At 36.8% G+C, this 23,627-nt stretch carries 24 protein-coding genes; 10 read left to right on the top strand and 14 right to left on the bottom strand.

Annotation, left to right across the window (positions count from 1 at the left end):
* Window positions 1-266, bottom strand: a 266-nt coding sequence (locus tag H4J50_RS13505) for a DUF2066 domain-containing protein (protein ID WP_182257012.1), incomplete at its 3' end; no start/stop codon positions are given.
* Between the two features lie 141 nt (window positions 267-407).
* Between H4J50_RS13505 and purM the strand changes: the two genes are divergently transcribed.
* The 3 genes from purM to H4J50_RS13490 are packed head-to-tail and all read left to right on the top strand — an operon-like array spanning window position 408 to window position 2,880.
* Entirely contained in the window at window positions 408-1,454 is a 1,047-nt protein-coding gene (gene purM, locus H4J50_RS13500) for a phosphoribosylformylglycinamidine cyclo-ligase (protein ID WP_108455833.1), read from the top strand.
* Between the two features lie 6 nt (window positions 1,455-1,460).
* On the top strand, window positions 1,461-2,105 hold the full coding sequence (purN, locus tag H4J50_RS13495; protein ID WP_108455832.1) for a phosphoribosylglycinamide formyltransferase: 645 nt from the start codon (window positions 1,461-1,463) through the stop codon (window positions 2,103-2,105).
* A 22-nt stretch (window positions 2,106-2,127) separates the two neighbouring features.
* Window positions 2,128-2,880: a DUF3108 domain-containing protein gene (locus H4J50_RS13490; protein ID WP_182257011.1), complete on the top strand. Its 753-nt coding sequence runs from the start codon at window positions 2,128-2,130 to the stop codon at window positions 2,878-2,880.
* 67 nt (window positions 2,881-2,947) lie between these two features.
* Here H4J50_RS13490 and H4J50_RS13485 read toward each other — a convergent pair whose 3' ends face one another.
* Complete coding sequence (locus tag H4J50_RS13485) at window positions 2,948-3,733, bottom strand: class II glutamine amidotransferase (protein ID WP_182257010.1); 786 nt, start codon at window positions 3,731-3,733, stop codon at window positions 2,948-2,950.
* A gap of 309 nt (window positions 3,734-4,042) precedes the next feature.
* Here H4J50_RS13485 and fadE point away from each other — a divergent pair, with 309 nt between their 5' ends.
* Both fadE and H4J50_RS13475 read left to right on the top strand, forming a co-directional pair.
* Window positions 4,043-6,463: an acyl-CoA dehydrogenase FadE gene (gene fadE, locus H4J50_RS13480; RefSeq protein ID WP_182257009.1), complete on the top strand. Its 2,421-nt coding sequence runs from the start codon at window positions 4,043-4,045 to the stop codon at window positions 6,461-6,463.
* Window positions 6,464-6,838: 375 nt separating this feature from the next.
* Window positions 6,839-7,891 carry an aldo/keto reductase gene (locus tag H4J50_RS13475; protein ID WP_182257008.1) on the top strand — a complete coding sequence of 351 codons (1,053 nt, stop codon included), beginning with the start codon at window positions 6,839-6,841 and terminating at the stop codon, window positions 7,889-7,891.
* Window positions 7,892-7,933: 42 nt separating this feature from the next.
* On the opposite strand, the gene H4J50_RS13470 is transcribed toward H4J50_RS13475, so the two are convergent.
* The 6 genes from H4J50_RS13470 to H4J50_RS13445 all read right to left on the bottom strand — a co-directional run bounded on the left by H4J50_RS13470 (window position 7,934) and on the right by H4J50_RS13445 (window position 13,608).
* A complete protein-coding gene (locus H4J50_RS13470) occupies window positions 7,934-8,332 on the bottom strand; it encodes a DUF1801 domain-containing protein (protein ID WP_182257007.1) in 399 nt (132 codons plus the stop codon).
* Between the two features lie 202 nt (window positions 8,333-8,534).
* Entirely contained in the window at window positions 8,535-10,355 is a 1,821-nt protein-coding gene (locus tag H4J50_RS13465; RefSeq protein ID WP_182257006.1) for an acyl-CoA dehydrogenase C-terminal domain-containing protein, read from the bottom strand.
* A gap of 342 nt (window positions 10,356-10,697) precedes the next feature.
* On the bottom strand, window positions 10,698-11,117 hold the full coding sequence (locus tag H4J50_RS13460; protein WP_108455826.1) for a hypothetical protein: 420 nt from the start codon (window positions 11,115-11,117) through the stop codon (window positions 10,698-10,700).
* Between the two features lie 280 nt (window positions 11,118-11,397).
* Complete coding sequence (locus tag H4J50_RS13455) at window positions 11,398-11,925, bottom strand: hypothetical protein (RefSeq protein WP_182257005.1); 528 nt, start codon at window positions 11,923-11,925, stop codon at window positions 11,398-11,400.
* A 368-nt stretch (window positions 11,926-12,293) separates the two neighbouring features.
* Window positions 12,294-12,620: a hypothetical protein gene (locus tag H4J50_RS13450; RefSeq protein WP_182257004.1), complete on the bottom strand. Its 327-nt coding sequence runs from the start codon at window positions 12,618-12,620 to the stop codon at window positions 12,294-12,296.
* Between the two features lie 100 nt (window positions 12,621-12,720).
* Window positions 12,721-13,608 (bottom strand): alpha/beta fold hydrolase, encoded by an 888-nt coding sequence (locus H4J50_RS13445; RefSeq protein ID WP_182257003.1) that lies wholly within the window; start codon window positions 13,606-13,608, stop codon window positions 12,721-12,723.
* 420 nt (window positions 13,609-14,028) lie between these two features.
* Here H4J50_RS13445 and H4J50_RS13440 point away from each other — a divergent pair, with 420 nt between their 5' ends.
* Together H4J50_RS13440 and H4J50_RS13435 are read left to right on the top strand one after the other, a co-directional pair.
* Window positions 14,029-14,292 carry a hypothetical protein gene (locus H4J50_RS13440; RefSeq protein WP_108455822.1) on the top strand — a complete coding sequence of 88 codons (264 nt, stop codon included), beginning with the start codon at window positions 14,029-14,031 and terminating at the stop codon, window positions 14,290-14,292.
* Window positions 14,293-14,504: 212 nt separating this feature from the next.
* Window positions 14,505-15,674, top strand: coding sequence for a hypothetical protein (locus tag H4J50_RS13435; protein ID WP_182257002.1), 1,170 nt, complete (start codon window positions 14,505-14,507; stop codon window positions 15,672-15,674).
* Between the two features lie 139 nt (window positions 15,675-15,813).
* Here H4J50_RS13435 and H4J50_RS13430 read toward each other — a convergent pair whose 3' ends face one another.
* Window positions 15,814-16,680, bottom strand: a complete 867-nt coding sequence (locus H4J50_RS13430; RefSeq protein ID WP_182257001.1) for a MipA/OmpV family protein — start codon at window positions 16,678-16,680, stop codon at window positions 15,814-15,816.
* Window positions 16,681-17,147: 467 nt separating this feature from the next.
* On the opposite strand from H4J50_RS13430, the gene H4J50_RS13425 reads away from it, so the two are divergent.
* Window positions 17,148-18,983 carry a GNAT family N-acetyltransferase gene (locus H4J50_RS13425; protein ID WP_108455819.1) on the top strand — a complete coding sequence of 612 codons (1,836 nt, stop codon included), beginning with the start codon at window positions 17,148-17,150 and terminating at the stop codon, window positions 18,981-18,983.
* Window positions 18,984-19,065: 82 nt separating this feature from the next.
* A complete protein-coding gene (locus tag H4J50_RS13420; RefSeq protein ID WP_182257000.1) occupies window positions 19,066-19,989 on the top strand; it encodes a histone deacetylase family protein in 924 nt (307 codons plus the stop codon).
* A 110-nt stretch (window positions 19,990-20,099) separates the two neighbouring features.
* Here the strand turns inward: H4J50_RS13420 and H4J50_RS13415 are convergent, their stop codons facing one another.
* The 5 genes from H4J50_RS13415 to H4J50_RS13395 all read right to left on the bottom strand — a co-directional run bounded on the left by H4J50_RS13415 (window position 20,100) and on the right by H4J50_RS13395 (window position 23,102).
* A complete protein-coding gene (locus tag H4J50_RS13415; RefSeq protein ID WP_108455817.1) occupies window positions 20,100-20,549 on the bottom strand; it encodes a hypothetical protein in 450 nt (149 codons plus the stop codon).
* Window positions 20,550-20,737: 188 nt separating this feature from the next.
* Window positions 20,738-21,028 carry a DUF6172 family protein gene (locus tag H4J50_RS13410; protein WP_108455816.1) on the bottom strand — a complete coding sequence of 97 codons (291 nt, stop codon included), beginning with the start codon at window positions 21,026-21,028 and terminating at the stop codon, window positions 20,738-20,740.
* A 266-nt stretch (window positions 21,029-21,294) separates the two neighbouring features.
* On the bottom strand, window positions 21,295-21,630 hold the full coding sequence (gene hpf / locus H4J50_RS13405; protein WP_108455815.1) for a ribosome hibernation-promoting factor, HPF/YfiA family: 336 nt from the start codon (window positions 21,628-21,630) through the stop codon (window positions 21,295-21,297).
* A 145-nt stretch (window positions 21,631-21,775) separates the two neighbouring features.
* Window positions 21,776-22,714, bottom strand: a complete 939-nt coding sequence (locus H4J50_RS13400; protein WP_182256999.1) for a DUF808 domain-containing protein — start codon at window positions 22,712-22,714, stop codon at window positions 21,776-21,778.
* Window positions 22,715-22,757: 43 nt separating this feature from the next.
* Entirely contained in the window at window positions 22,758-23,102 is a 345-nt protein-coding gene (locus H4J50_RS13395) for a YajD family HNH nuclease (RefSeq protein ID WP_081149954.1), read from the bottom strand.
* A gap of 221 nt (window positions 23,103-23,323) precedes the next feature.
* Between H4J50_RS13395 and H4J50_RS13390 the strand changes: the two genes are divergently transcribed.
* The coding region (locus H4J50_RS13390) for an Mpo1-like protein (RefSeq protein ID WP_182256998.1) at window positions 23,324-23,627 on the top strand (304 nt) is incomplete at its 3' end.

Below are 23,627 nucleotides of genomic sequence, written 5' to 3'. Positions count from 1 at the left end.
TATTGATATTGAGTAACATATTTATTGTAGTTATTTATCGCTTGATTAATCTGTGGGTGATCAATTTCTTTGCCGCCGATTTTTACTAAAATAGCACTCAAGGCATTTTTAAGTGCTTGATTACGATCGCTATTCGACTGCGACGCTACAGCAACTTTTGCGCTGTACAAATTTTCAACTTCGATAGCGCTAGTGTTAAGCGATAATACAAAGCAAAAGAATATCAGACAATTTCTGAACATATATGGCATTAGCATGTGTTTCATAAAGAAGATCTTATCATAATGTTGCTGATTTTTATCACTTATAAAAAATAATTTATTTTAAATATTTTCAGCAGGTCTTTGCGCTGATAGAATGTGCGCCTTTATCGTACAAGTAAACTAACAACATAATTGAGGTTTCCCGTGAGCGAAGAAAAACAGTCTTTAAGTTATAAAGATGCTGGCGTTGATATAGATGCAGGTAATGCCCTAGTTGAAAATATTAAAGGTGCAGTAAAACGCACTACTCGTCCAGAAGTTATGGGAGGTCTAGGTGGTTTTGGTTCTGTCTGTCAACTTCCTACTGGTTATAAAGAACCAGTACTAGTCGCTGGCACTGATGGTGTTGGCACGAAATTACGTTTGGCCATAGATTTAGAGAAACATGATACTGTCGGTATCGATCTAGTTGCTATGTGCGTTAATGACTTAATTGTTCAAGGTGCAGAGCCATTATTTTTCCTCGATTATTATGCCACAGCAAAACTTGATGTAGAGGTTGCCTCTGCTGTTGTTGAAGGTATTGCTGAAGGTTGTGTACAAGCAGGTTGTGCGCTTGTTGGTGGTGAAACAGCTGAAATGCCAGGTATGTATCACAAAGGCGACTACGATATAGCTGGTTTTTGTGTTGGTGTAGCTGAAAAGTCACGTTTAATCGACGGAACTAAAGTTGCAGCAGGCGATCAACTTATCGCACTTGGCTCTTCAGGCGCACATTCAAACGGTTATTCTTTAGTACGTAAAGTATTAGAAGTGAATAACACTGATACTAATGACTTACTTGACGGCAAGCCATTAGCAGAGCATTTATTAGCACCAACAAAAATTTATGTTAAATCTGTTTTAGAATTACTTAAGCATGTTGATGTACACGCATTATCACATATTACAGGTGGCGGTTTTTGGGAAAACATTCCTCGTGTTTTACCAGAAAGTGCACAAGCTATTATCGATGGTAAGAGCTGGCAATGGCCGTCTATCTTTAATTGGTTACAAACCAATGGCAACATCAGCGAACATGAGATGTACCGCACATTTAACTGTGGCGTTGGTATGATCATCGTAGTGCCAGCTGACGAAGTAGCTAACAGTATCGAAATCCTTAACGCTCAAGGTGAAAATGCTTGGCATATTGGTGAAATTGCTGATTTACAAGCAGGCCAAGAACAAGTCATTATTAACAAAGGTTAATCATTAATGCGAAGCCGAATTGTAGTACTCATTTCAGGCGGCGGCACTAACTTACAGGCGATTATTGATGCCAGTAAGCATGACAACTACAGCGGCGACATTGTCGCTGTAGTATCTAACAAAGCTGACGTTTATGGATTAACTCGAGCACAAGATGCTGACATTCCAACCTCTGTGTTATCTCATAAAGACTTTGATAGTCGAGAAGACTACGACAGTGCGCTGATAACTGAAATTAATCATTATCAACCTGATCTTATTGTTCTTGCCGGTTTTATGCGAATTTTAACCCCTAAATTTGTACAAAAATTTCAAGGGCGTTTAATCAATATCCACCCTTCTTTACTGCCTAAATATCAGGGTTTACATACTCATCAGCGAGCTATTGACGCTGGCGATAAAGAGCATGGTGTTAGCGTACACTATGTTACAGAGGAACTTGATGGTGGTCCTGTAATTCTGCAAGCTAAAGTCCCAGTATTTCCAGAAGACACTGCTGATGATCTTGCTCAAAGAGTACATCAACAAGAACACCGTATTTATCCGATGGTGGTAAATTGGTGCTGTACTAAACGGGTAACTATGGTAGAAGAACAAGCATTATTTGATGGTGTAATCTTACCAGTTTCAGGTTATGCTAGTGAAGAATAGCATTTAATTTAGAGAGTTTTCCATGTTGAAATCATTAGCTTATATCCCTTTGTTTTTATCTTGTATAACAAGCAGTGCACTAGCAGCAGACAAAGAAACAAGTAAAGTGATCCCAGCGTTTAGTGCAAAATATATTATTCTACACAACGATAAATCTGTTGGTGAAGCAACACGTAAACTAAGCTATTTAGACAATGGATTAGCAAAATACAGTTATCATACCAGTATTGAGTGGCTAATTTTTTCTGATGTTCGAGATGAAACCTCGATTGTAAAGCTTGAAGGTACTAAGGTAACGCCACAAAGCTTTGAGTATACCCGTGAGGGAACTGGCTCAGATAAACATTACAAATGGCGTTTCGATATTGACAACAATAAAGCTGTGGATGAAATAAAAAAACGAACTAAAAACGTTGAGTACCCAGAAAACATTCAAGACTCGCTGAGTTATCATTTACAACACCGACTTAATTTGATTGAAAATGCTAAACAAGAACACTTTGTTTACCCTGTCATTAAAACATCAGGCTCAATCAAAAATTATGTCTATCAGTATGACGATGAAGAAGAGTTAATGTTGCCTTACGGTTTGGTAAAAACCATCAGGCTCAAACGTGAAGTTATTGAAAAAAAACGTATTACTTATGCTTGGTTTGCACCAGAATTAAATTACCTTTTAGTCAAGCTTAATCAAACGAAAGGTGATGTAAAGCAATTTGAAGCGCAACTAAAATCAATATCTCCACAAACCAATAAATTAACGCCAACTCAGTAATATACGGTTGTAAAACTTAAAACTAAAGTGGTTGTTGTGCAGCCATTTTAGTTTCTTAAATATTTTTCTAATCTTGCTTACTCTGAAATACCAATTCACCTTTACAAAATAAGATCCCTTCACCTGCTTGCATTTTTTGCCATTTTTCATCGTCAGTTAAAGGTTGTGTGGCAATCACAGTTACAATGTCATTGTCAGTGGTCTCTTGATCAAAGTTAACTACCATTTCGGCATCAATCAAACTCGCTTTACCAAAAGGTGCGCGTCGCGTTAGCCAATGCAGGTTATTACTGCAGTAAACTAATAAGAAGTCGCCATCCGTTAGTAGCAAGTTAAATACACCCAGTGTTTTAATTTGCTTACATAGCTCAATAATATAATGAAATAATATTTCGCTGTTAGGTTTGTCACCATCAAATTTTTGTAAAAGTTGATCTAATATCCAACAAAATGCTTGCTCACTATCTGTTTCTCCAACAGGTAAATGATATTTTGTTGCTAACTTTTGTTGGTAATCGGCTAACTGACCATTATGTGCGTAGGTCCAGTTTTTTCCCCACATTGGCCGAATAAAAGGATGGGTATTTACCAAAGATACATTACCTGAGTTTGCTTGACGTATATGACAAATAACCGTTTCACTTTTAATGGGATAATCAGTCACTAGTTGGGCAATAGGTGAATGTGCGCTTGGCAGCGGGTCTTTAAAACTCCTGCAACCTTTTCCTTCATAAAAGGTAATGCCCCAGCCGTCTTTATGAGGCCCCGTATTACCACCTCGCTGCATAAGGCCACTAAAGCTGAAACAAATATCTGTAGGTACATTGGCGCTCATGGCCATTAATTCACACATAAAATAAAACCAAAAAAAAGAAGAAAGAGAAACCAAGAAAGTACATCATGACAAGTGGTATATTATTCACCATAATCACTTTAAACGGTATGACTAAATATTATCTATAATAAGTATTAGTTATACATTTTACGTTGATATCGATATTAATTAATAGTGTTTTAACTCAAGACAAACAATATCAGGAGAAAAGCAGTCAAGTAATGATAAATAATTTGAAATTATGTAACAGACGAATTAAGCTTAAATAATCAATCTGGTCTGACCTTACTTATCGTTAGACCAAAATATTAACACTAAGGAAAAAATGTGGACTACTTAACTTGGATACTCATTGCTATAGCATTGTGCGGGTATATGGCTTATTCACGCGCTTCACTATCAACATTCACTATATCATTTGCCCTACTCATGATTGTTGGCACTTTTTTCGATGTCATCGGTTTCTTCGGTTGGTTGCTATTTGTTATTATCGCTATTCCGTTAAACATAGCCGATATACGCAAACAGTATATTTCTAGCCCTTTACTCGCTATTTTTCGCGGCATTATGCCTGAGATGTCAGAAACGGAACAAGAGGCGATTGACGCTGGTACTACTTGGTTTGAAGCTGAACTATTTCGTGGCACTCCCGATTGGAAAAAGTTACATAACTACCCTAAGCCTCGACTAAGTGCTGAAGAACAAGCCTTCCTAGATGGTCCAGTAGAAGAAGTTTGTCGTATGACAGATGACTGGGAAACTACTCACGAACTTGCCGATTTAACACCTGAAGTATGGCAATACTTAAAAGATAATAAATTTTTCGCCATGATCATCAAAAAGCAATACGGTGGTCTAGAGTTTTGTGCCTACGCGCAATCACGTGTTTTGCAAAAACTTTCTAGTGTAAGTACCGTGCTATCTTCAACTGTTGGTGTACCTAATTCATTAGGCCCAGGCGAGTTGTTGCAGCATTACGGCACAAAAGAACAACAAGATCATTATTTACCACGTCTCGTAAAAGGTGACGAAATCCCTTGTTTCGCATTAACAAGCCCTGAAGCTGGCTCAGATGCTGGTGCTATTCCTGACTTCGGCATTGTTTGCCGTGGTGAGTTTAATGGTGAAGAAGTACTGGGTATGCGATTAACGTGGAATAAACGTTATATTACGTTAGCACCTGTTGCTACTGTATTAGGCCTAGCATTTAAATTACAAGATCCAGATCACTTGTTGGGTGAAGAAGAAAACTTAGGTATTACCTGTGCTTTGATACCAACAGATCTTGAAGGTGTTATTGCTGGTCGTCGTCACTTTCCACTTAACGTCCCTTTTCAAAATGGCCCAACCCAAGGTGATGGCGTATTTGTACCACTAAGTTTCATTATTGGTGGTCCAGAAATGGCAGGACAAGGCTGGCGTATGCTGGTTGAATGTTTATCGGTTGGCCGCGCGATAACATTACCGTCAAACAGTACGGGTGGTATCAAATCTCTTGCATTGGCAACAGGTGCTTATAGCCGCATTCGTCGTCAATTTAAAATTTCTATCGGTAAAATGGAAGGTGTTGAAGAAGCCCTTGCCCGCATTGGTGGTAATGCTTACTTAATGGACGCGGTTACAACTATGTCGACAGGCGCTATTGATTTGGGTGAAAAGCCCAGTGTAGTGTCAGCAATTGCGAAATATCATTTAACTGAAAAAATGCGTTCTTGTGTGGCCGATGCTATGGATATTCATGGCGGTAAAGGTATTTGTATGGGGCCAGGTAACTATCTTGCTCGTGCATACCAAGGTGCGCCAGTAGCAATTACTGTTGAAGGTGCAAACATATTAACACGCAGCATGATTATCTATGGTCAAGGTGCTATTCGCTGTCATCCATATGTTTTAGCTGAATTATCAGCGGCTAATAATAAAGACAATGACCAAGCAGTTAATGATTTTGATCATGCGTTATTCGGCCATATTGGTTTTGCTATTAGTAATATTTGTCGTAGCGTTTGGTTCTCATTTACGGGTAGCTATGCATTAAGCTCACCGTATAACGATGAAACTAGACGTTATTACCAGTTAATGACCCGCTTTAGTTCTAATTTAGCCATGCTTTCAGATATTGCTATGTTGACCCTTGGTGGCGATTTAAAGCGCAGAGAACGCATTTCAGCGCGTTTGGGTGATATTCTAAGTTACTTATACTTAGCATCTGCAACGCTTAAGCGTTATAACGATGAAGGACGTCAAAGTGCGGACTTACCTTTGGTTCAGTGGGCGTTAGAAGATAGCTTGTATAAAGCTCAACAAGCTATTGATGAGTTAATTAGCAACTTCCCTAATCGTATAGTGGCTAAAGTATTACGTTTGATTATTTTGCCACTCGGTTGTTGGTTGAAAAAACCGTCTGATGTTACTGATCATAAAGTTGCCGCATTACTGCAGTATCCAAATGAAACTCGTACTCGTCTGGGACATGGACAATACCTTACGCGTGAAAAAGGCAATGTATTAGGCCTGTTAGAACAAACGCTTGAAGATATTATTGCTTGTGAGCCTATTTTTGACAAAATTTGTCGTGAATTAGGTCAGCGCCTGCCGTTTTATCAACTTGATTTGGTAGCTGAAAAAGGTCTAGCTGCGAATATTATTACTGAAGAAGAAGCAGCATTACTTACCGCAACAGAAGTTGCTCGTAAGGCGACTATAGATGTTGATGATTTTGATTCTGACTATTTAAAAGCGAGTAAGTAACACGCTTTACAATTAAAAATAATATCTAAGCCCATTACTGCATATGAATGCATAATGGGCTTTTTTTTAGCTAAATATTACGCAGTTAAAGTCCTCTATAGCCACGCCATATCAAGAAAGCATGTTAACTATTCACTCACAAATAACCTTAGCAGAAGCACAATTTAATCATGATCAAAATAAATACAACCTGTAAAATAAAACGACAATAACGTCGTGGCTAATGTCACCGTTATTCTGTGGTTAATTTATCAATTTTAATAGGTTAAGATCAGCCTGTTCTGATTAAATCTAATTAGTAAATTTACGGCTAATCATCCAAAAGTGTGATAAAAACCATACAATCTCAAAAAAATTCTAAAAAGGTTAATATGAATGAAATATGTGCAACTAGGAAGTAGCCCACTAGAGGTATCTAATATTTGTTTAGGCAGTATGACTTGGGGGGTGCAAAATAATCAAAACGATGCCAATGCTCAAATCGAATATGCCCAATCACAAGGTATTAACTTTATCGATACAGCAGAAATGTATGCTGTGCCTCCAACCGCCGAAACCTATGGAAAAACAGAAGCTATTATTGGTAATTGGCTAACTGCTGACTCTTCACGACGCGAAAATATTGTATTAGCATCAAAAATTGCTGGCCCTGGATTCTCCTATATTCGCGATGGCAGTAAAATATCAGGCGCTAACGTTATTGCTGCGGTTGAAACATCATTAAAGCGTTTAAAAACTGATTATATTGATCTTTATCAATTACATTGGCCTAATCGCCAATCCCCCCATTTTGGCAATCATTGGCCTAACGGTGTTAACCACTCTGCTGTTAATGTAGAACAACAAACATCAGAAATGCTAGATATTCTGCAAGGTTTAGATACTTGTGTTAAAGCGGGGAAAATTCGCTATTGTGGGCTTTCTGACGATACGCCATGGGGTATTAACCAATACCTTAAGCTTAGCGCGGAGCATAACTTACCTCGCATGGTATCTATTCAAAATGAATTCAGTTTATTACACACTAAAGATTCACCTTACCTGATAGAGAACTGTGTGCTTGAAGATATAGCATTTTTACCCTGGTCTCCACTTGCCACTGGCGCGCTCACCGGTAAGTACTTGAATGGTCAACGCCCAGAAGGTAGTCGCTGGACACTTACGCAACGCCATGGCCTTTTTCGCGATACAGTCAATGCTGATGCTGCTATTGCCGCTTATGTCAAAATCGCTAAAAAGCATAAAATAACGCCAGCACATTTGGCTTTAGCTTGGTGTGAACAAGTCAGTGGTGTAACTTCAACTATTATTGGTGCAACCACTATGCAGCAGTTGAAAGACAATATAGCGGCATTTAAACAACCACTATCGACTGACGTGCTTGAAGAAGTTAATCAGGTTCTACAACAATATCCAACACCGTATTAGCTTTATCTGAAGCTTATGTTTAATCGATATATAGCTGCTACGTTATGTTTCACTGCAGCTATATTTATTTTGCATATCTTTAACTGATAGTGAGGCTATTTCTTTTAAAACCTCTAGATCGATGTCTGCTAGTTTATTAATATACAAACAAGATTTACCCACTTTATGTTTACCCAATTTTTTTAATTGTGACTGAAAATTTGAAAATCCGGGCATAATATAAATAGCAATATTTTGCTTTCGAGGTGAGAAAGCAATAACCATACTATCGCCCTCTCGGCCACTTTCATATTTGTAATGGTATTGTCCAAAGCCAATGATACTGCCTTGTAAATTAGGCCTATACCCAGACACATCAGCTAATAAACTGACCAAATGTCGACTGTCATCTTGCTGAACTTGATCGGTAATATCAGCGAGAAATACGGTAACTTCATTCATAAGACTTCCTCTGTTGCTTATTAAGAAAAGTATAAACTAAAAATCACGGTGTAATCTCAACTTGATAATACAACCTGATATTAAACAACTTAATATTAGACGCTAGATCGAAAAAGGCTGTATTCCTGATGGAATACAGCCTTTAATTTTATGATAATAAATTAATCTAGTTAGTGCCTAGATAACCTCTAAACTCTTAAACTTATAAGAAAGATAATAGCTCTTCATCTAACTGCATTAAGGTTTTAGGATCTGCCATCATAGTTACTGCTAAAGATTTAGTGCGTGGTAATAAACGTTCAAAGTAAAATTCGGCCGTTTTAATCTTCGCACGATAAAAATCTCTATTTTCAACATCGGTGGCTAATTTTTCATAAGCCGCTTGTGCCATTTGTGCCCAGAAGTAAGCCATAACGATATAGCCAGAATACATTAAAAAGTCGACTGAAGCTGAACCAATAACGTCACGATCTTTTTTCGCTTTAAGGCCTAAACGAATAGTGTATTGTTGCCATTTCGCCACAGATGTACTTAAAGGCCAGATAAACTTATTCATTTGACGTTTATGTGGATTGTTCGAAATCATGCTTTGATCTTTACAGAAAATAAGCACTTCTTTAGCAAATGCATTTAAAGATTTACCACGTGTCATCAGTACTTTACGGCCTAATAAATCAAGCGCCTGAATACCTGTTGTACCTTCATAAAGCGTTGAAATACGCGTATCACGAACAATCTGCTCCATGCCCCATTCTTTAATGAAACCATGACCACCAAAAATTTGTAAACCATGGTTAGCACTTTCCTGTCCAAGCTCAGTCAAAAATGCTTTTAAGATAGGTGTGATGAAACCTAAACGATTATCGGCTTTTTTACGTTCTTCTTCAGATTTAGCATTTTCTATTTCATCAACAAGTTTTGCTGTGTAATAGATCATGGCACGACCGCCTTCACTAATGGCTTTTTGTGTCATCAGCATTTTACGTACATCGGGGTGAACAATAATCGGGTCAGCCACTTTATCAGGGCTTTTAGTCCCTGATAGAGAACGCATAGACAAACGCTCTTTCGCGTAAATCAATGAGTTTTGATATGCTAGCTCAGCAGCACAAACACCTTGTAGTGCGGTACCAACACGTGCCGTATTCATAAAGGTGAACATACATTCTAAGCCTTTATTTTCAGGGCCAATCAACACACCTTTAGCATTATCGAAATTTAGTACTGCAGTTGCAGAGCCTTTAATCCCCATTTTGTGCTCAATTGAACCACAAGAAACATGGTTAAACTCACCAATATTACCTTGTTCATCAGTTTGCATTTTAGGCACAATAAAAAGAGAAATCCCCTTAGTACCGGCAGGTGCACCTGGTAATCTAGCAAGTACAATATGAATAATGTTTTCGGTTAAGTCATGCTCACCTGCTGAGATAAAGATTTTAGTACCTGTTAAATTATAAGTACCATCGCCATTTGGCTCAGCTTTAGTTTTCACTTGACCTAAATCTGTACCACATTGTGGTTCAGTTAAACACATAGTGCCGGTCCAAGAACCTTCAATTAATCGGGTAAGGTATAATTCTTTTTGCTCACTGGTACCGTGTGTATGAATAGTATTCATTGCACCGTGGCTTAGTCCAGGGTACATAGCCCAAGACCAGTTAGCGGTACCCATCATTTCTGACATAACCATGCCAAGAGATGCAGGTAAGCCCTGACCACCATGCTCAACAGCATGAGGTAAACTAGGCCAACCACCTTCAACAAACTTTTGATAAGCTTCTTTAAAACCTTTTGGTGTTGTTACAGCACCATTGTTAAAGGTACAGCCTTCTTCATCACCGCTTTGATTAAGTGGCAGTAACTCATTTTCACTAAATTTTGCACACTCTTCCATAATGGCATCAACCAAATCGGGTGTTGCTTCTTCGAATTCAGGATGCTTTTGGTAATGCTCGTAATAATTGAATACATCTTCGAATAAAAATTTGATGTCTGCTATTGGCGCTTTATAACTTAGCATGGCTAACTCCTAACACTTTTAAAAATAATTTTTTGCATTTCTGCATAACTGGTATCGAGTATACACAGATCTAAACACTGGTCCAACCACTATTTTATTATTTACTAAAACAAGTATCAAAGTTAACCTTTAAATATTTTAAATCATAAGGTTATATAAACTTCATGGTATGAAAATAATTATTAATTATGTAAAAAATACGGAAATTTTGAGGGCTTATGTTCAAAATATGCTTTTAAAAAGAGGTGGAATTAGGTGAAATAGATATAATTTATGAAGATATATCTAAAGAAAAACTTCGGATTAAACAGTTAGCAAGCGCTTTATTCTTAGAAAAAACGACTAAAATGTTGACCACATTTGCTTTACGCCAATTAAATGCATAATGCCAATACCTAAGCAAATACTTGAACTCCAAATCCAGAACTCAGGTGTTCTGCCCAGCGGGTTATTAATTAAAAAATAGCCTGCTACACCACGCAGTAAATAAATTACTGTAATCATCACTAATATAACGCGAAGAAAAGGTAATTTAACCATCATACCAGCGGCAGAAAAAGCATATAGCGACCAAACCATTAAAACAAAAATAATGCACGATGTTATTAACGCTGGCTTGATACTACCCTGCTCTGCCATGATTGCCATTTGCTCACCTGCGCCGAAAAATCGATACCAGCTAGCACCGAAATATATACAACCTACATGAATAGTAGCGGCGAATAGACTCATTATACCGGCAATAATTAGCATTATGTTCATCACTTAATCCTTTATTTAATCCCTTACTTAAAGCCCATTTTACTTAGTTCATTACGCTCAATTTTATTTGGAAATTTTTGACACGTTAAATTATTAATATATTAATAAAGCGTTATTCAATGGATAAATATATATCGATTAATACTTCATTCTCGATAACGTCTGTTTTTGAGAAATTAACAATGTCAATTTGAAAGCGTTCAGGTTCATTCATTTTTTATGTCTTAATCGTATTTTTTAGCACAACGTAAAGCGAATACTTGTAGCGTATTAGGGCAGGCTATTCTTCAGTAAGCCAATCAAGATAACATTGCATAAATAACTGCCAAAAATGCTGACAGCCTGAAACTTCAATTAATTGTTGTTTCAATTGTTGTAAAACAACGTCATCTATCACAGTAGTATCGTCGGGAAAAAATTGCGCTTGTGTTTGCTGACCATGCTTAAATAAAAGTTGAATACAGGCAATATAAGCCTCTAGACTTTCAGCAACTTGTTCTACTTCCCAACCATTATCGGCTAAAAATCCAGTGTAAACAGGCAATAAGTTCTCACGAATATCAACAAAGTAAGGATCACCTAGTTCTGTATCTCGAGCAAAAACCTGCCAAGATGATTGCCAGCACCCTGCTTCTTCGCCAGACAAGTTTTCATTTGTACTTGATTGCTCTAATTCGCTACCACCAAAACCCAATTGCGCCTGATTTAATTCATCGATTGTCGTTACATTATTAAAACCCTGCGGACCGAAAAACACCTCTTTATTTGTCAAAGTATTTAACTTACTGATCAGTTCTTTATCTGTCATATCTACCTAATTATTTAAAAATAAAAATTTATACACGGCTTTGGCATTATCAAAAGGGCTTTATTAAAGCTTGCCATAAAGTGTTAGCGGCCATGAATTATGTATTTACTGAGGTGCTAGTTTACGTAAATGATAGGCAGTATAAAGTTGTGTAGTTTTTAAAGCAAAGCCTACCTTATTGATCATTTATAATTCATCTTAATATTGAAGTTAAAGCTACATCTTTGGGATTTTTAATATCTTTAATCACCAAACTCATCACTGATGGGTCTCTAACATGGGCAATTAACACGGCTATTTAGTCAGTTTGGCGTAGATTATTGATTTACCCGTTATCGTTTAAGAAGGTAGCCGTTAATAACAAGGCTTTATTTGTTCAAACGGTATTTTAACCAAAGTTTATAATACACGGCATTACAGGTTTGGTTATCATCCATTTTCCCATCTCTATCACAGTCTGAGCCTGTTAAGCCTTTTACAACTTCTGGCCCATATTCTTCAACATCGCTTGCCTCAGCTGGCACTACAATGGTGACTTTTGGCGAGTGGTCAATAAAATCAGCCACATTCTTATATGATGAAAACTCAGATTCACTTACAAGCTGAGTAATATCACTCGTCGCGATGGCATTACTAACCAGGAACATGGATATTAAGAAAGCTAGGCTTATTGAATAGGCTTTTTTATGTCTCATTTTGGATCTTTGATTAGAGTTGTAAATGTTAATATTTCTCAAAATATCATAATTGATTGCATGTCTGCTATTTAAAACGTAGTTAACTCAATCAAAAGAATTAACTGAACCCTTTTAACCACAGTGCGAGCTTTGGAAAATGATCATTCACTGTATTCGGATGGGTTAATATATTAATGTGATCATAGTTAACCTGATTACCTGCTTGTTTAGAAAGCACTGAAAACTTTGCATTCCTGTTGTTGCATTCATCAATAAAAAGTTGCACATCTTGTTGGTGACCTAAGGCATAATCACTAATACCAGTAAGGTGCCATGTAGGTGGCCAAGTTATATTTTGTGCAGCAGTGTAATAGTCAAAACCATCATTTAGGTCATGCCACTTTCCAGGGATAACCCATGTAATACTTTCTTCGAGCGACTTTTTTGTTTCACTATCAGAGCCAAATCTGAATTTTTTCGCATCAAAATAACCGTTCTTCTTTGCTAATATTGGTGCAATATAACGCCACATAAATCCTAATTTAAAATAAGCTTCCATGGTTTTCGCCGTTACTACTCGCTTAGTACCAAAACACGTTTTACTGTGTAATTTGTCAAGCCACTTTGGGTAGCGAGCTAAAAAGCTACTGATTAATACCCCCCCCCAAGAATGAGCGATAAGGTGCATTTTTTGTGGGTTAATACTCTGTATTTTTTCTAAAAATAACGCAATATCGCAGGTAATGGTTTCGTGTTGACCAAAAGTTGATTGTGAATTAATGGCTGGAAGGCTTTTACCGCGGCCACGCAAATCCGCTACATAAACATCAAAACCTTGTTCGGCAAGATAGCAAGCTAGCCCTTTACCTTTTTCTGTGTAAAAGATAAAACCGTTTTCTATTAAACCATGCAACATAAATATTGGCACACCGCCTTTGCGCTGCCATATATGACGTAAGTGAAGTTGCTCTTCGCCTTCAGTAATATAAATTGATTCTTGTTGCATTAATGCTTACTCGTTATGTTTATAGAATTAATTTTTCGTGCTTTGACAACGTACCTTGATAATTCATGGGGATAATAAACCCCTTTGACACATGGTCTGACCAGACAAGTAGGTTACTCATTTTTAAACATAAGAACAAGTGACATAAATCAATGCGATTATCATTTATCACACATATAAGCTTTCTATATAGGTATAAAGGCGCGTTGGCGGAATATTTATTGTGCCGATAACAGTTTGTTACTTTACCAGCAGCAGAAAACTGCCTAAAATTAAAAATGAATTACTGTAAGGAAATAATGAATATTATTTAATCATTATTTATTTGCAGTAAAACGACAAGCTGTTTCATGGAATGAAAAGATCCAACCCACGGATAGGGCCAGCAATTTGGATCACCCTCTATAGCTTGGAGTTTTTATGATTGATTTATTATTTGATATCATTGGCATGTCTGGAACTGTGTTAGTTGTAGGAGCATTTATCATGCTACAACTTGAAAAGTTAAATCCTAAAAGTTTAACCTATAACCTTACCAACCTTATTGGTGCAATTTTACTGCTTATAAGTCTTTGCTACAATTTCAATTTAGCAAGCTTTGTTATTGAGCTTTTTTGGATTGCAGCATCTGTTATTGGTTTGTTTAAATATTACACAAAACCAAAACAAACAGTGAGCGTTTAATAACCAGTATAATTAAGTACTAAAACTTATGTTGAGTCAGTTACACTAATTGAAGCGATATAGGTTTTAGTTGATTTAACCCCCATTTTTTGTCGCATTTAACACCAGTTCTTAATTTCTCTAGAAAATTTACCTTTATCGCTTGCGTTAGCTATTCATACACGTATCATGCCGCCCTATTTTTAAGTTTATATCGTCGGAAACCTTGTCAAATGAGAAAATTACTTACCTCGCCTAACGCCATGTCATTGAGTACAACAGAACAAATAATTTACCAAAATGCATTGTCGTTTGTCGCTGACCTTAGCCTGAATTTAATGGCGGTAAAAGTAGATAATCATCCAGACAATTTTCTTGATTGGTGTAGAGAGTTACACCGTATTTGCTTACATGAAATAAACCAAGAACTACTTGAACCTGAGCAACAAAAGCCACTAAAAAAACTACAAGAAACCCTATCAAACGGTGTTAGCGCTTGCCAATTAAAAATGGCCCGTGTTATTCCTTGGCCGATATTCGCTAGTTTTGTTCAAGAACACAGCGTGCTACAAGCGTTACCAGAAAGATTGAAGTTATTAGATTACATCGCAAACTTACCGTCTAATAAACTATCTGAAATGATAGATGAAGACAAACTTGTTTTTACCGGTAAACATACAGCGCAGCACGACATTAGCGTATATGACTTTGATGTAGAATGGTTCGCAGGCACACGCGGCGCAAAAACTTTTCACCAACTATTAACGTCTCACCCAGAAAAATTTGATTTAGCTCTTGAGAGTATTCCGCTTGAAGGCGAAGTTACATTGGCACACTATCAAAGCTTTGTTGAAGCATATAAGGCAATTTTCTCTGCCCATGCTAGCGATGTTAAAGTACCGTTAAGTGCCGCAACACGTTTACTTGCTATGCGCCGACCAGATCAGTTTATTGCACTAACGAGTGCTAAAATAGATATTCTTTCGCAAGGCTTAGGCCTAGTAAAACTCAATAATCAAAGTTTCGATGATTACTGGCATGAAATGATTGAGAGTATCCGAAATACGCAATGGTGGCGCAGCGAAATGCCAGAAGATGACGTTGAACTTCAGCTGTGGAAAAACCGTGCTATTTTGATTGATTTATTTTTATTTGCTGATAAATCTTTAGCAAAAAATTCAAACTATATACGTATGCGCGACAAGCCTAAAAAAATTAAAATTGGTGTAGCTAAAGCCGTTAAACGCAGTAAAGCGTCTGCAGAGGCTATCGTTGATAAAGCGTTTGAAGCCGATGATATTCCTGACTTCATTCTAAACATGCGCAGCACAATAGTTAATAGTGTTAAAGATGGTAAAACAGTTGACCAAGCCATTACCTTAATGCGCAATATTTTTGGTTAATTAACTACCGACTAAAAAGCAAATAATAACTTTTATATTAAGCTCAATTTTTATTGGGCTTTTTTATGTATTTTAATTCAAGTTAAAAATAAGCTGCAGTCGCTTACTTATTGACAGTAAATTTTTATATGCCAACTATTTACTCATTTGATTGGTAAAGAGTCCATTTTAATCCAAGCCCAATAGCGTAATTAAGATCTTTTTTAAATAGTGGGCTTTGCTCATTACTTGCCCCTTTATAAAACCCAACTTTAGTGCTTAAAAATATTGAAATATTTTCGCGAATTTTAAATCGATTAACTAATGTTGCTTCGGTTCCCAAGTACCCTCCTTTTGCCAAATAAGCAGGTCGTTCACTCGTGCTAAACGCTTCATCAACTTGATAAAAATACTGATGTGTTTTTTTCGTTGCAAATAAGGATGAAAAAGTAACTTTAAATGAGTCATTGTCGCTAAAAAGATGTTTACCTTGATATGATATTTCCGGCTGAAATATATACCCTCGATCATCAATATTGGAGAAATCAGTCGAAAACACCTGACGAAGTTGTAAGTTTAGCCATGTTTCACTTTCCTTAGTATTATTCAACATAACACTGACCTCTGGACCAAGCTCAAAAATAAAATCTAAGTCTGGCATACCTTCTCGAACTTTAGCGTCATCTGAATTAGCCGCGAAAGCTGCACCAAGCGATAAATCGACTTTAAAACGAGGTTTATCAACGGCCATTGCTTTAATAACACCACCTTCCCCAACTCTTAGTCGTTTTCCTCTATATATGACAAAAGGTACAGGTAGAAACTTGCTTTGGGTTTCAGCTGCTCCAGGATAAAGTGGACTATTAAATACCGCAACAAAAGCCCCGGCTTCCCATTTGGGTTTATCAGCACTTGTGCTCATTTCTGGCAATTCATTCATCGCTTGCACGTTAAACGACAGAGATAAATTTAAAACGGTGATGATACTAAAAATAATTCGATTAAAAGGAACTCTTAATTTTTGCATTCGCCTCTACTTATTATATTTTTAGTGGTGGAATTTAGTTTGATATTTTTCTTAACTTAACGAGATAAAAAAAATGACGCTTTGCGCCAAAATTCTCGAGTATTTAACCTACTTCCCTCTCAATAAATTTAATAAAACATTAGCGTTGACTTAGATCAAGGATTAAATTTCCCAGTAGACCATACTGATATTTAAGCCTTTAATTTATTAACCATAACTCAATACCGAAAATATCAACATTTTTTTGTGCGATAATCATTCATAATCAATGAAAGATAAATGAATATAGCCGCTCGATATTAGCGAGGCTATAATAAATAATATATTAGCGACCATGAATTCGCGAGTAGATCACAAGCCGATATAAAAGGTACTTTTACCGATTAGCATATCCGCTAAGTATTTACTGAATATGGATTTAATTCTGTGATAAATTAAATACCACAGTTGAAAACACAGAGAGAACTATGCAATTACGAAAACAGCAACCATCTAGTGTCGACTGGTCTAAATACCTAAAATCTGGGAATAGAATATTTATTGGCTCTAATGCAGCAGTACCTAATGCATTAATTGAAGATATTATTGCCAACAGCCAAGGTTTACATGACATTGAAGTTGTGCATATTTTAACGCTTTCAAATGATGTTTGGGTTGAGCCAAAACATCGTGATCTATTTAAAGTAAACGCTTTTTTTATTGGCGGCGAAAAAATTCGTAATGCCATTAATGAAGGTCGGGCTGACTATACCCCTACTTTTTTATCTGAAATTCCCAAATTATTTAATGAGAATATTTTACCCTTAGATGTTGCTTTAATCATGGTAAGTCCGCCCGATGAATATGGCTACTGCTCGCTAGGTGTTAGTGTTGATATTATTCAAGCAGCGATCAATAAAGCAAAATATGTTATTGCTCAAATTAATCCCAACATGCCCCGCACAAACGGCCACAGTTTTGTGCATATAAATCAAATTCACGATCATATGACCGTAAAGCAATACTTGCCTGAAACTCCAGTACCCGTAGTTGATAGAGTAACCGAACAAGTAGGTCAATATGTTGCTATGTTGGTTGAGAATGGCTCTACTATACAAATTGGTATTGGTAATATACCTTCTGCGGTACTGCGCTATTTAGCCAAACATAAAGACTTAGGTGTGCATAGTGAATTGATTTCAGATGGCATTATCGACTTAATGCTTTCAGGTGTAATTAACAACCGTAAGAAAACCTTTCATAAAGGTAAAACCGTTGTCAGTTTTTGTGTGGGTACACGTCGTTTATATAAATTTGTTGATGGTAATCCGCATGTAGAGTTTTACCCAAGCGAACATGTTAACTCACCGGTAAACATTGCGCGTAATGACAATATGGTTTCAATTAATAGTGCTATTGAAGTCGACCTTACAGGCCAAGTGGTATCAGATTCTATTGGTTATCATTTTTATAGTGGTATTGGTGGGCAAGTAGACTTTATTCGTGGCGCTTCTTTAAGTAAAGGCGGCAAACCTATCATTGCCCTACCTTCTACCACCAAAGACGGTAAAATATCGCGCATAGTAGCGCACATTACCGAAGGCGGAGGCGTAGTAACATCTAGAGGACATGTGTCTTATGTGGTTACCGAATACGGTATTGCTTCACTGCAGGGCAAAAGTATTCGCGAAAGAGCATTAGAGTTAATTCGTATTGCACATCCTAAATTTCGAGACCAATTACTTAGAGATGTTCGTAAAAATTACTGGGTTCCTGAGTATCAAGAAAACACGCCAACATCAGTACCTGAACTCGGAGAAGTTGAAATTAAACGTTTCACCTTTGCTGATTCAGAATACTTTCTACGCGCCCTATCTCCAGCAGACGAGCGTAAGCTACAAGAGTTTTTTTATTCTCATAATCAAGAAACTTTAATGATGCGCTACAACCATCATACAACTCAAATGACTCGTGAAAAATCTTGTGATTTAGTCAGTGTTAATCAACATGTTGATTTAGCGTTGTGCTTAACCGAACGAGATAATAAAGGTGAGTCTATCCAAGGTGTTGGTCGATATTATTACCTTGAAGGAAATAATAGTGCTGAAGTTGCTTTTGTCATTAAAGAAAGTAAGCGCGGCAAAGGTATGGCAAAAGCATTACTGACTGAAATAATCACCATTGCTAGAATTCGTGGCATTGACCAGTTAGTCGCCAGTGTAAGACGAGACAATGCACCTATGCTAAAAGTATTTGAAAAGGCAGGCTTTTTAAGAAAGCCATCGGATGGTTATGACGAAGTAAGTTTAGTTTACACGTTATAAATAGCAGACATGAATAAAAATTGAATAGTTAAGTTATGAGTAAGTAAAACTTAGCATATAAGATATTAAGGAATGTAAAAATATGACCGTTGGCGTAATTAGTCACCACCAATGCTTAACCCACGATATGGGCGATCATCATCCCGAAGCGCCTGCTCGAATGGCAGCCATACAAGATCAGCTTATACGTAGCGGTCTCGATTATGTTATTAAACAGTTTGATGCTAATCCTATCGATAAAGAATTACTTTATTTAGCTCATGACAAAAACTATATAGAGTCAATTTTTGCTAATGCACCAAGCGAAGGTACCTACAACGTTGATGACGATACCGTCATGAACCCAAACACGCTTAACGCGGCTCTACTTTCTGCAGGAGCTGCAAAAGACGCGGTAGATTTGGTCATGTCAAAAGAGATCTCATCTGCGTTTTGCGCTACCAGGCCTCCCGGTCACCATGCTGAATACGATAAAGGCATGGGATTTTGTTTTTTTAATAATGTCGCTATTGCTGCAGCCTACGCTAAAGAAAAATATAAACTCAAACGGGTCGCTATTGTAGATTTTGACGTTCATCACGGCAACGGCACAGAAAATATTATTAAGGATAAAAAAGGGTATTTATTTTGTTCTACATATCAATATCCCTTTTATCCGTTTGAAGTTCAAGAAAGTACTAAACCGCCCATCATTAATACACCATTAGCGGCAACGACTAAAAGTAATGATTTTAGACACGCTATTTTGGAGCATTGGTTACCTGCATTAAATAAGTTTAAACCACAAATTATCTTCATTTCTGCTGGTTTCGACGCGCACATAGAAGATGACATGTCACAAGTGTGTTTAGTCGATGAAGATTATCGTTGGGTAACTGACCAAATTAGAGATATTGCCGAAAAGTATGCTGATGGTCGCATTGTTTCGGTACTTGAAGGAGGGTATGCACTTAATGCCTTAGGAAGAAGTGCTGTAGCGCATATTAATGGCTTAATTGGCTACTAGTAATCATTACTATACATTGTATTTATAAATTCTAATTTATAGTTATACGGCTTAATTGAATGTTATACACCCAAAGTTTCAACTTTAGGTGTGTAACATTTTAATGAAAACTACTTAAACATAATTTCTCTTAGTCTATATTCGCCTGTTAATGTTCTAACATTTGGATAGGTTTTAGTAATTTCACGAGAATTATCTTGATTAGCCTTACCCCAACTTTTCATAAAGGTATTGTATTTTTCCTTATTCGGGTCCAAGTCACTACTATTTTCAAAAATCACCATTAAAATCATATTAAAATCACCACTTTGTGGTAATTCACTGCCATAGATTTTCCAATCTTTAATGTAGCCTAATTTTTTTTGCAAGCGTACCGCTTTTATCCAGCTTTCTCGAAGCCCCGCCAAGTATACATTTTCCATATTGGGATCAATACGTACCGTGGTCATGACAATAATTTCAGTTCCAAGATCATAATCTTTATAGATCTCAAGCTCAGCTTGAGAAGAAAAGGCAAAGAGTATGCAACATAAACTTAAAAACTTTACGATATGTTTCATTTTTACTCTCCATTAAAACCGAGAATTCGGCAGGGAAAGTATAGTTATTGGAAGCTGAATTGCGAATGAATTGCGAAATTAGACTATAAAGTCTGATAAATGGAGGGATTCAATATTAATGTTGTGCGTTTATTAAATTTTAATATAAACGCACAATTGTCTTGATGCAGCAGGTAAAATTAAAAAAACTATTTTTCTTCAAATGCACGAACAGCAGGCTTAACCAATATCTCAAGATAAAACGTAGTAGTGTCTTCAGTTAAAATCGTATCAATTTCTTGGCTAATCGTTGACACATGAATAACGTCAGCAGTTTGCTCTGTTTTACCAATTTTACAATCGAAATCCCAATAGTCCGCACCTTCAGGTAACGTTTTATTACGTTCACGTTTTATGTATTTTTTAACTTCGTGTTTAGCTGACTCAACCATTCTAGCGAGTTTAATTTTAGGGTGGGTTAACTCGAATGTTTTTTTCATGAAATTCCTTGGGGCAAATAATAGTGCGCTCTACAGTAAATTATATTCTATAAAGCTAATATCGCTATTTTACGTAAACATTTCACTAATAGCCATACTTCTTCTGATCTTAGTTAAATAACCTGCACAGGTAATGATGTAATATTCTTAATTACAATCTGGTATTTTTTAAAGCACAGATTCAATAAATAAAAGTATTTAATTTAGGTCCAAAAAAAGGCCGTTTAATAACGGCCTGTATATGATTAATTGCTAATCAGTTGAGATTAAGGGCTTTCAAAGGCGTTTGATTGCTCTACTTCAAATTTCTTCTTTTGCTTAGCAGATAATACACCCTTACGATGTGCTAAAGCAGCCTCAAGTTTGCTCGCTGAACTTGCTATTGCGGCATACAACTCTTTATCAGCGGCGTTAACTGAGACAGTCGCGCCCTCATAACTGGTGGATACTTCTAACTTCTGTTGATGTGGTTCTACGGTAATAATGACTTCTAGGGTCATTAGGCTTGGGAAATGTTTAGCAATTTTAGCAAACTTGTTTTCAATTGCTTGGTTTATACCTTCGGTAATTTCAACGTGATGTCCAGAAATGATTATTTTCATATTGCTACCTTTTTTGTTGTCTTCAATTATATACTCAGGGCGATGACAACAAAAAACAATAGCTAAAATGAACTAATTTGTAATCTTACGCTAAATAATTGAAATAATTAATAAAAGTCAGCTTGAATATCTAACGACCTAACCGTTAGTGATCGTTTTTTAATCGAGATATTGTGCTAACAATAGCCAATACTAGACCACCTGCAACAATTCCGGTAATTCCATCGAGCAATATCGATAAAATACTTTCTGAAAAAGTACCAAAATATCCACCTATCCATTGTTCAATATTTGTAAATTGACCATTAAGCCATGAAAAACTATGAACAATAATACCTCCACCAACAAGGAACATTGCAATAGTGCCCACAACCGTTAATAACCTCATAAGAAATGGAGCAAAAACAAGTAAACCTCGCCCGACAGATCTTTGCATGGCATTGAAGCGCCCTGCCACAGATTTACGAAGTAAATAAAGTCCTAAGTCATCTAGCTTTACAATTGCGGCAACAAGCCCATATACGCCAATGGTAATCGCTATAGCGAGTAAAGAAACAACTAAGACTTGGGTCTGAAAAGGTGCGTCTTGTACTGAGCCTAAAACAATAACCACAATTTCGGCCGAAAGTATAAAATCGGTACGGATAGCCCCTTTTATTTTTTCTTTTTCCAAAGCGGCAATATCAATATTTTCATCGCTAACCGCTTCCAGTAAGGCTTTATGTTCTGCTGCTATGGTTTTTTTACTATGAAAGTACTTATGCGATACCTTCTCAAAACCTTCAAAACAGAGAAATAAGCCACCCAAAACCAAGAGAACCGTGATCAAGGGAGGTAAAAAAGCACTGATAAGTAAAGCAGATGGCACTAAAATTAATTTATTGAGAAATGAACCTTTGGCAACAGCCCAAACAACAGGTAGCTCTCTATCAGCTTTAACACCCGAAACTTGTTCAGCATTAAGGGCTAAATCATCACCCAGAACCCCGGCTGTTTTCTTTACTGCTACCTTAGATAAAATAGCAACGTCATCTAGTACGGTTGCAATATCATCTAATAAGGTTAATAAACTTGCACCTGCCACGTTCGACTCCTTCGATTACTCTCGTTATTCGATAATTAATTCGTTATTTTTTTAACAATGATTTTAAATCTGCAAACGGGTTATATGTTGCGGTGTCTTGATTGGTATCACCCGCTTTAACTTCCGTATGATAATTTGCATGGTCAGTGTATTTAGCATGTTCGTTGTCATGACAGTAAATACACAATAACTCCCAATTACTTCCATCGTTGGGATTGTTTGTATGATCATGGTCCATATGGTGAACGGTTAATTCTCGAATATTGGAATATTCAAAAGCGCGCGCGCAACGACCACAAACCCAAGGATACAGTTTCAATGCACGATCACGGTAACCTTGCTCTTGGCGTTTATAATTAAGGCTGGAGCCTAATCTATCTGAGGACATAATATGAACTTTTTCAGTAACTAATACGGTATTGTATGAGTAAGGTAACAGAACTGCAATACGGTAATTTTAATCAATGCAAATGTCCCGATAAACGCTAACACGTTTTGAAGTATTCTCTTTAATGCCGCTAAAATTTGTCAGGTCAATCTGGTCTGCTCTCTTTACTTATAAACAATAACTTGCCATGATATTTGACCATAGCAAAATGAGGAACATTCATGAAAACAGTAGAAGAACAATTATCAAGTTACAAGAGTGTGCATTTTAATAAATTCAATATAAAAACTCACTTTGTTGGCGTTCCCCTCATTGTTTGGGCAATTACCGTATTGTTAAGCTTAAATACATTCACCGTTGAACTAGCAGGTAAAACAATAAGTTTTACTCCAGCGATAATTTTTTTCACACTAGCAATGTTTTATTATTTAAAATTACACCTAAAGCTAGCCCTTGGCATGCTGTGTTATGTTGTCGTAAATCTTTACCTTGCTAGTTTAGTGTCTGCTATGGAGAGTGCATTGT

Source organism: Colwellia sp. 6M3, from assembly GCF_014077595.1.
Lineage (GTDB): Bacteria > Pseudomonadota > Gammaproteobacteria > Enterobacterales > Alteromonadaceae > Cognaticolwellia.
The sequence above is the reverse complement of the archived record's forward strand: the minus strand, read 5'-3'. Positions and strand labels throughout refer to the sequence as shown.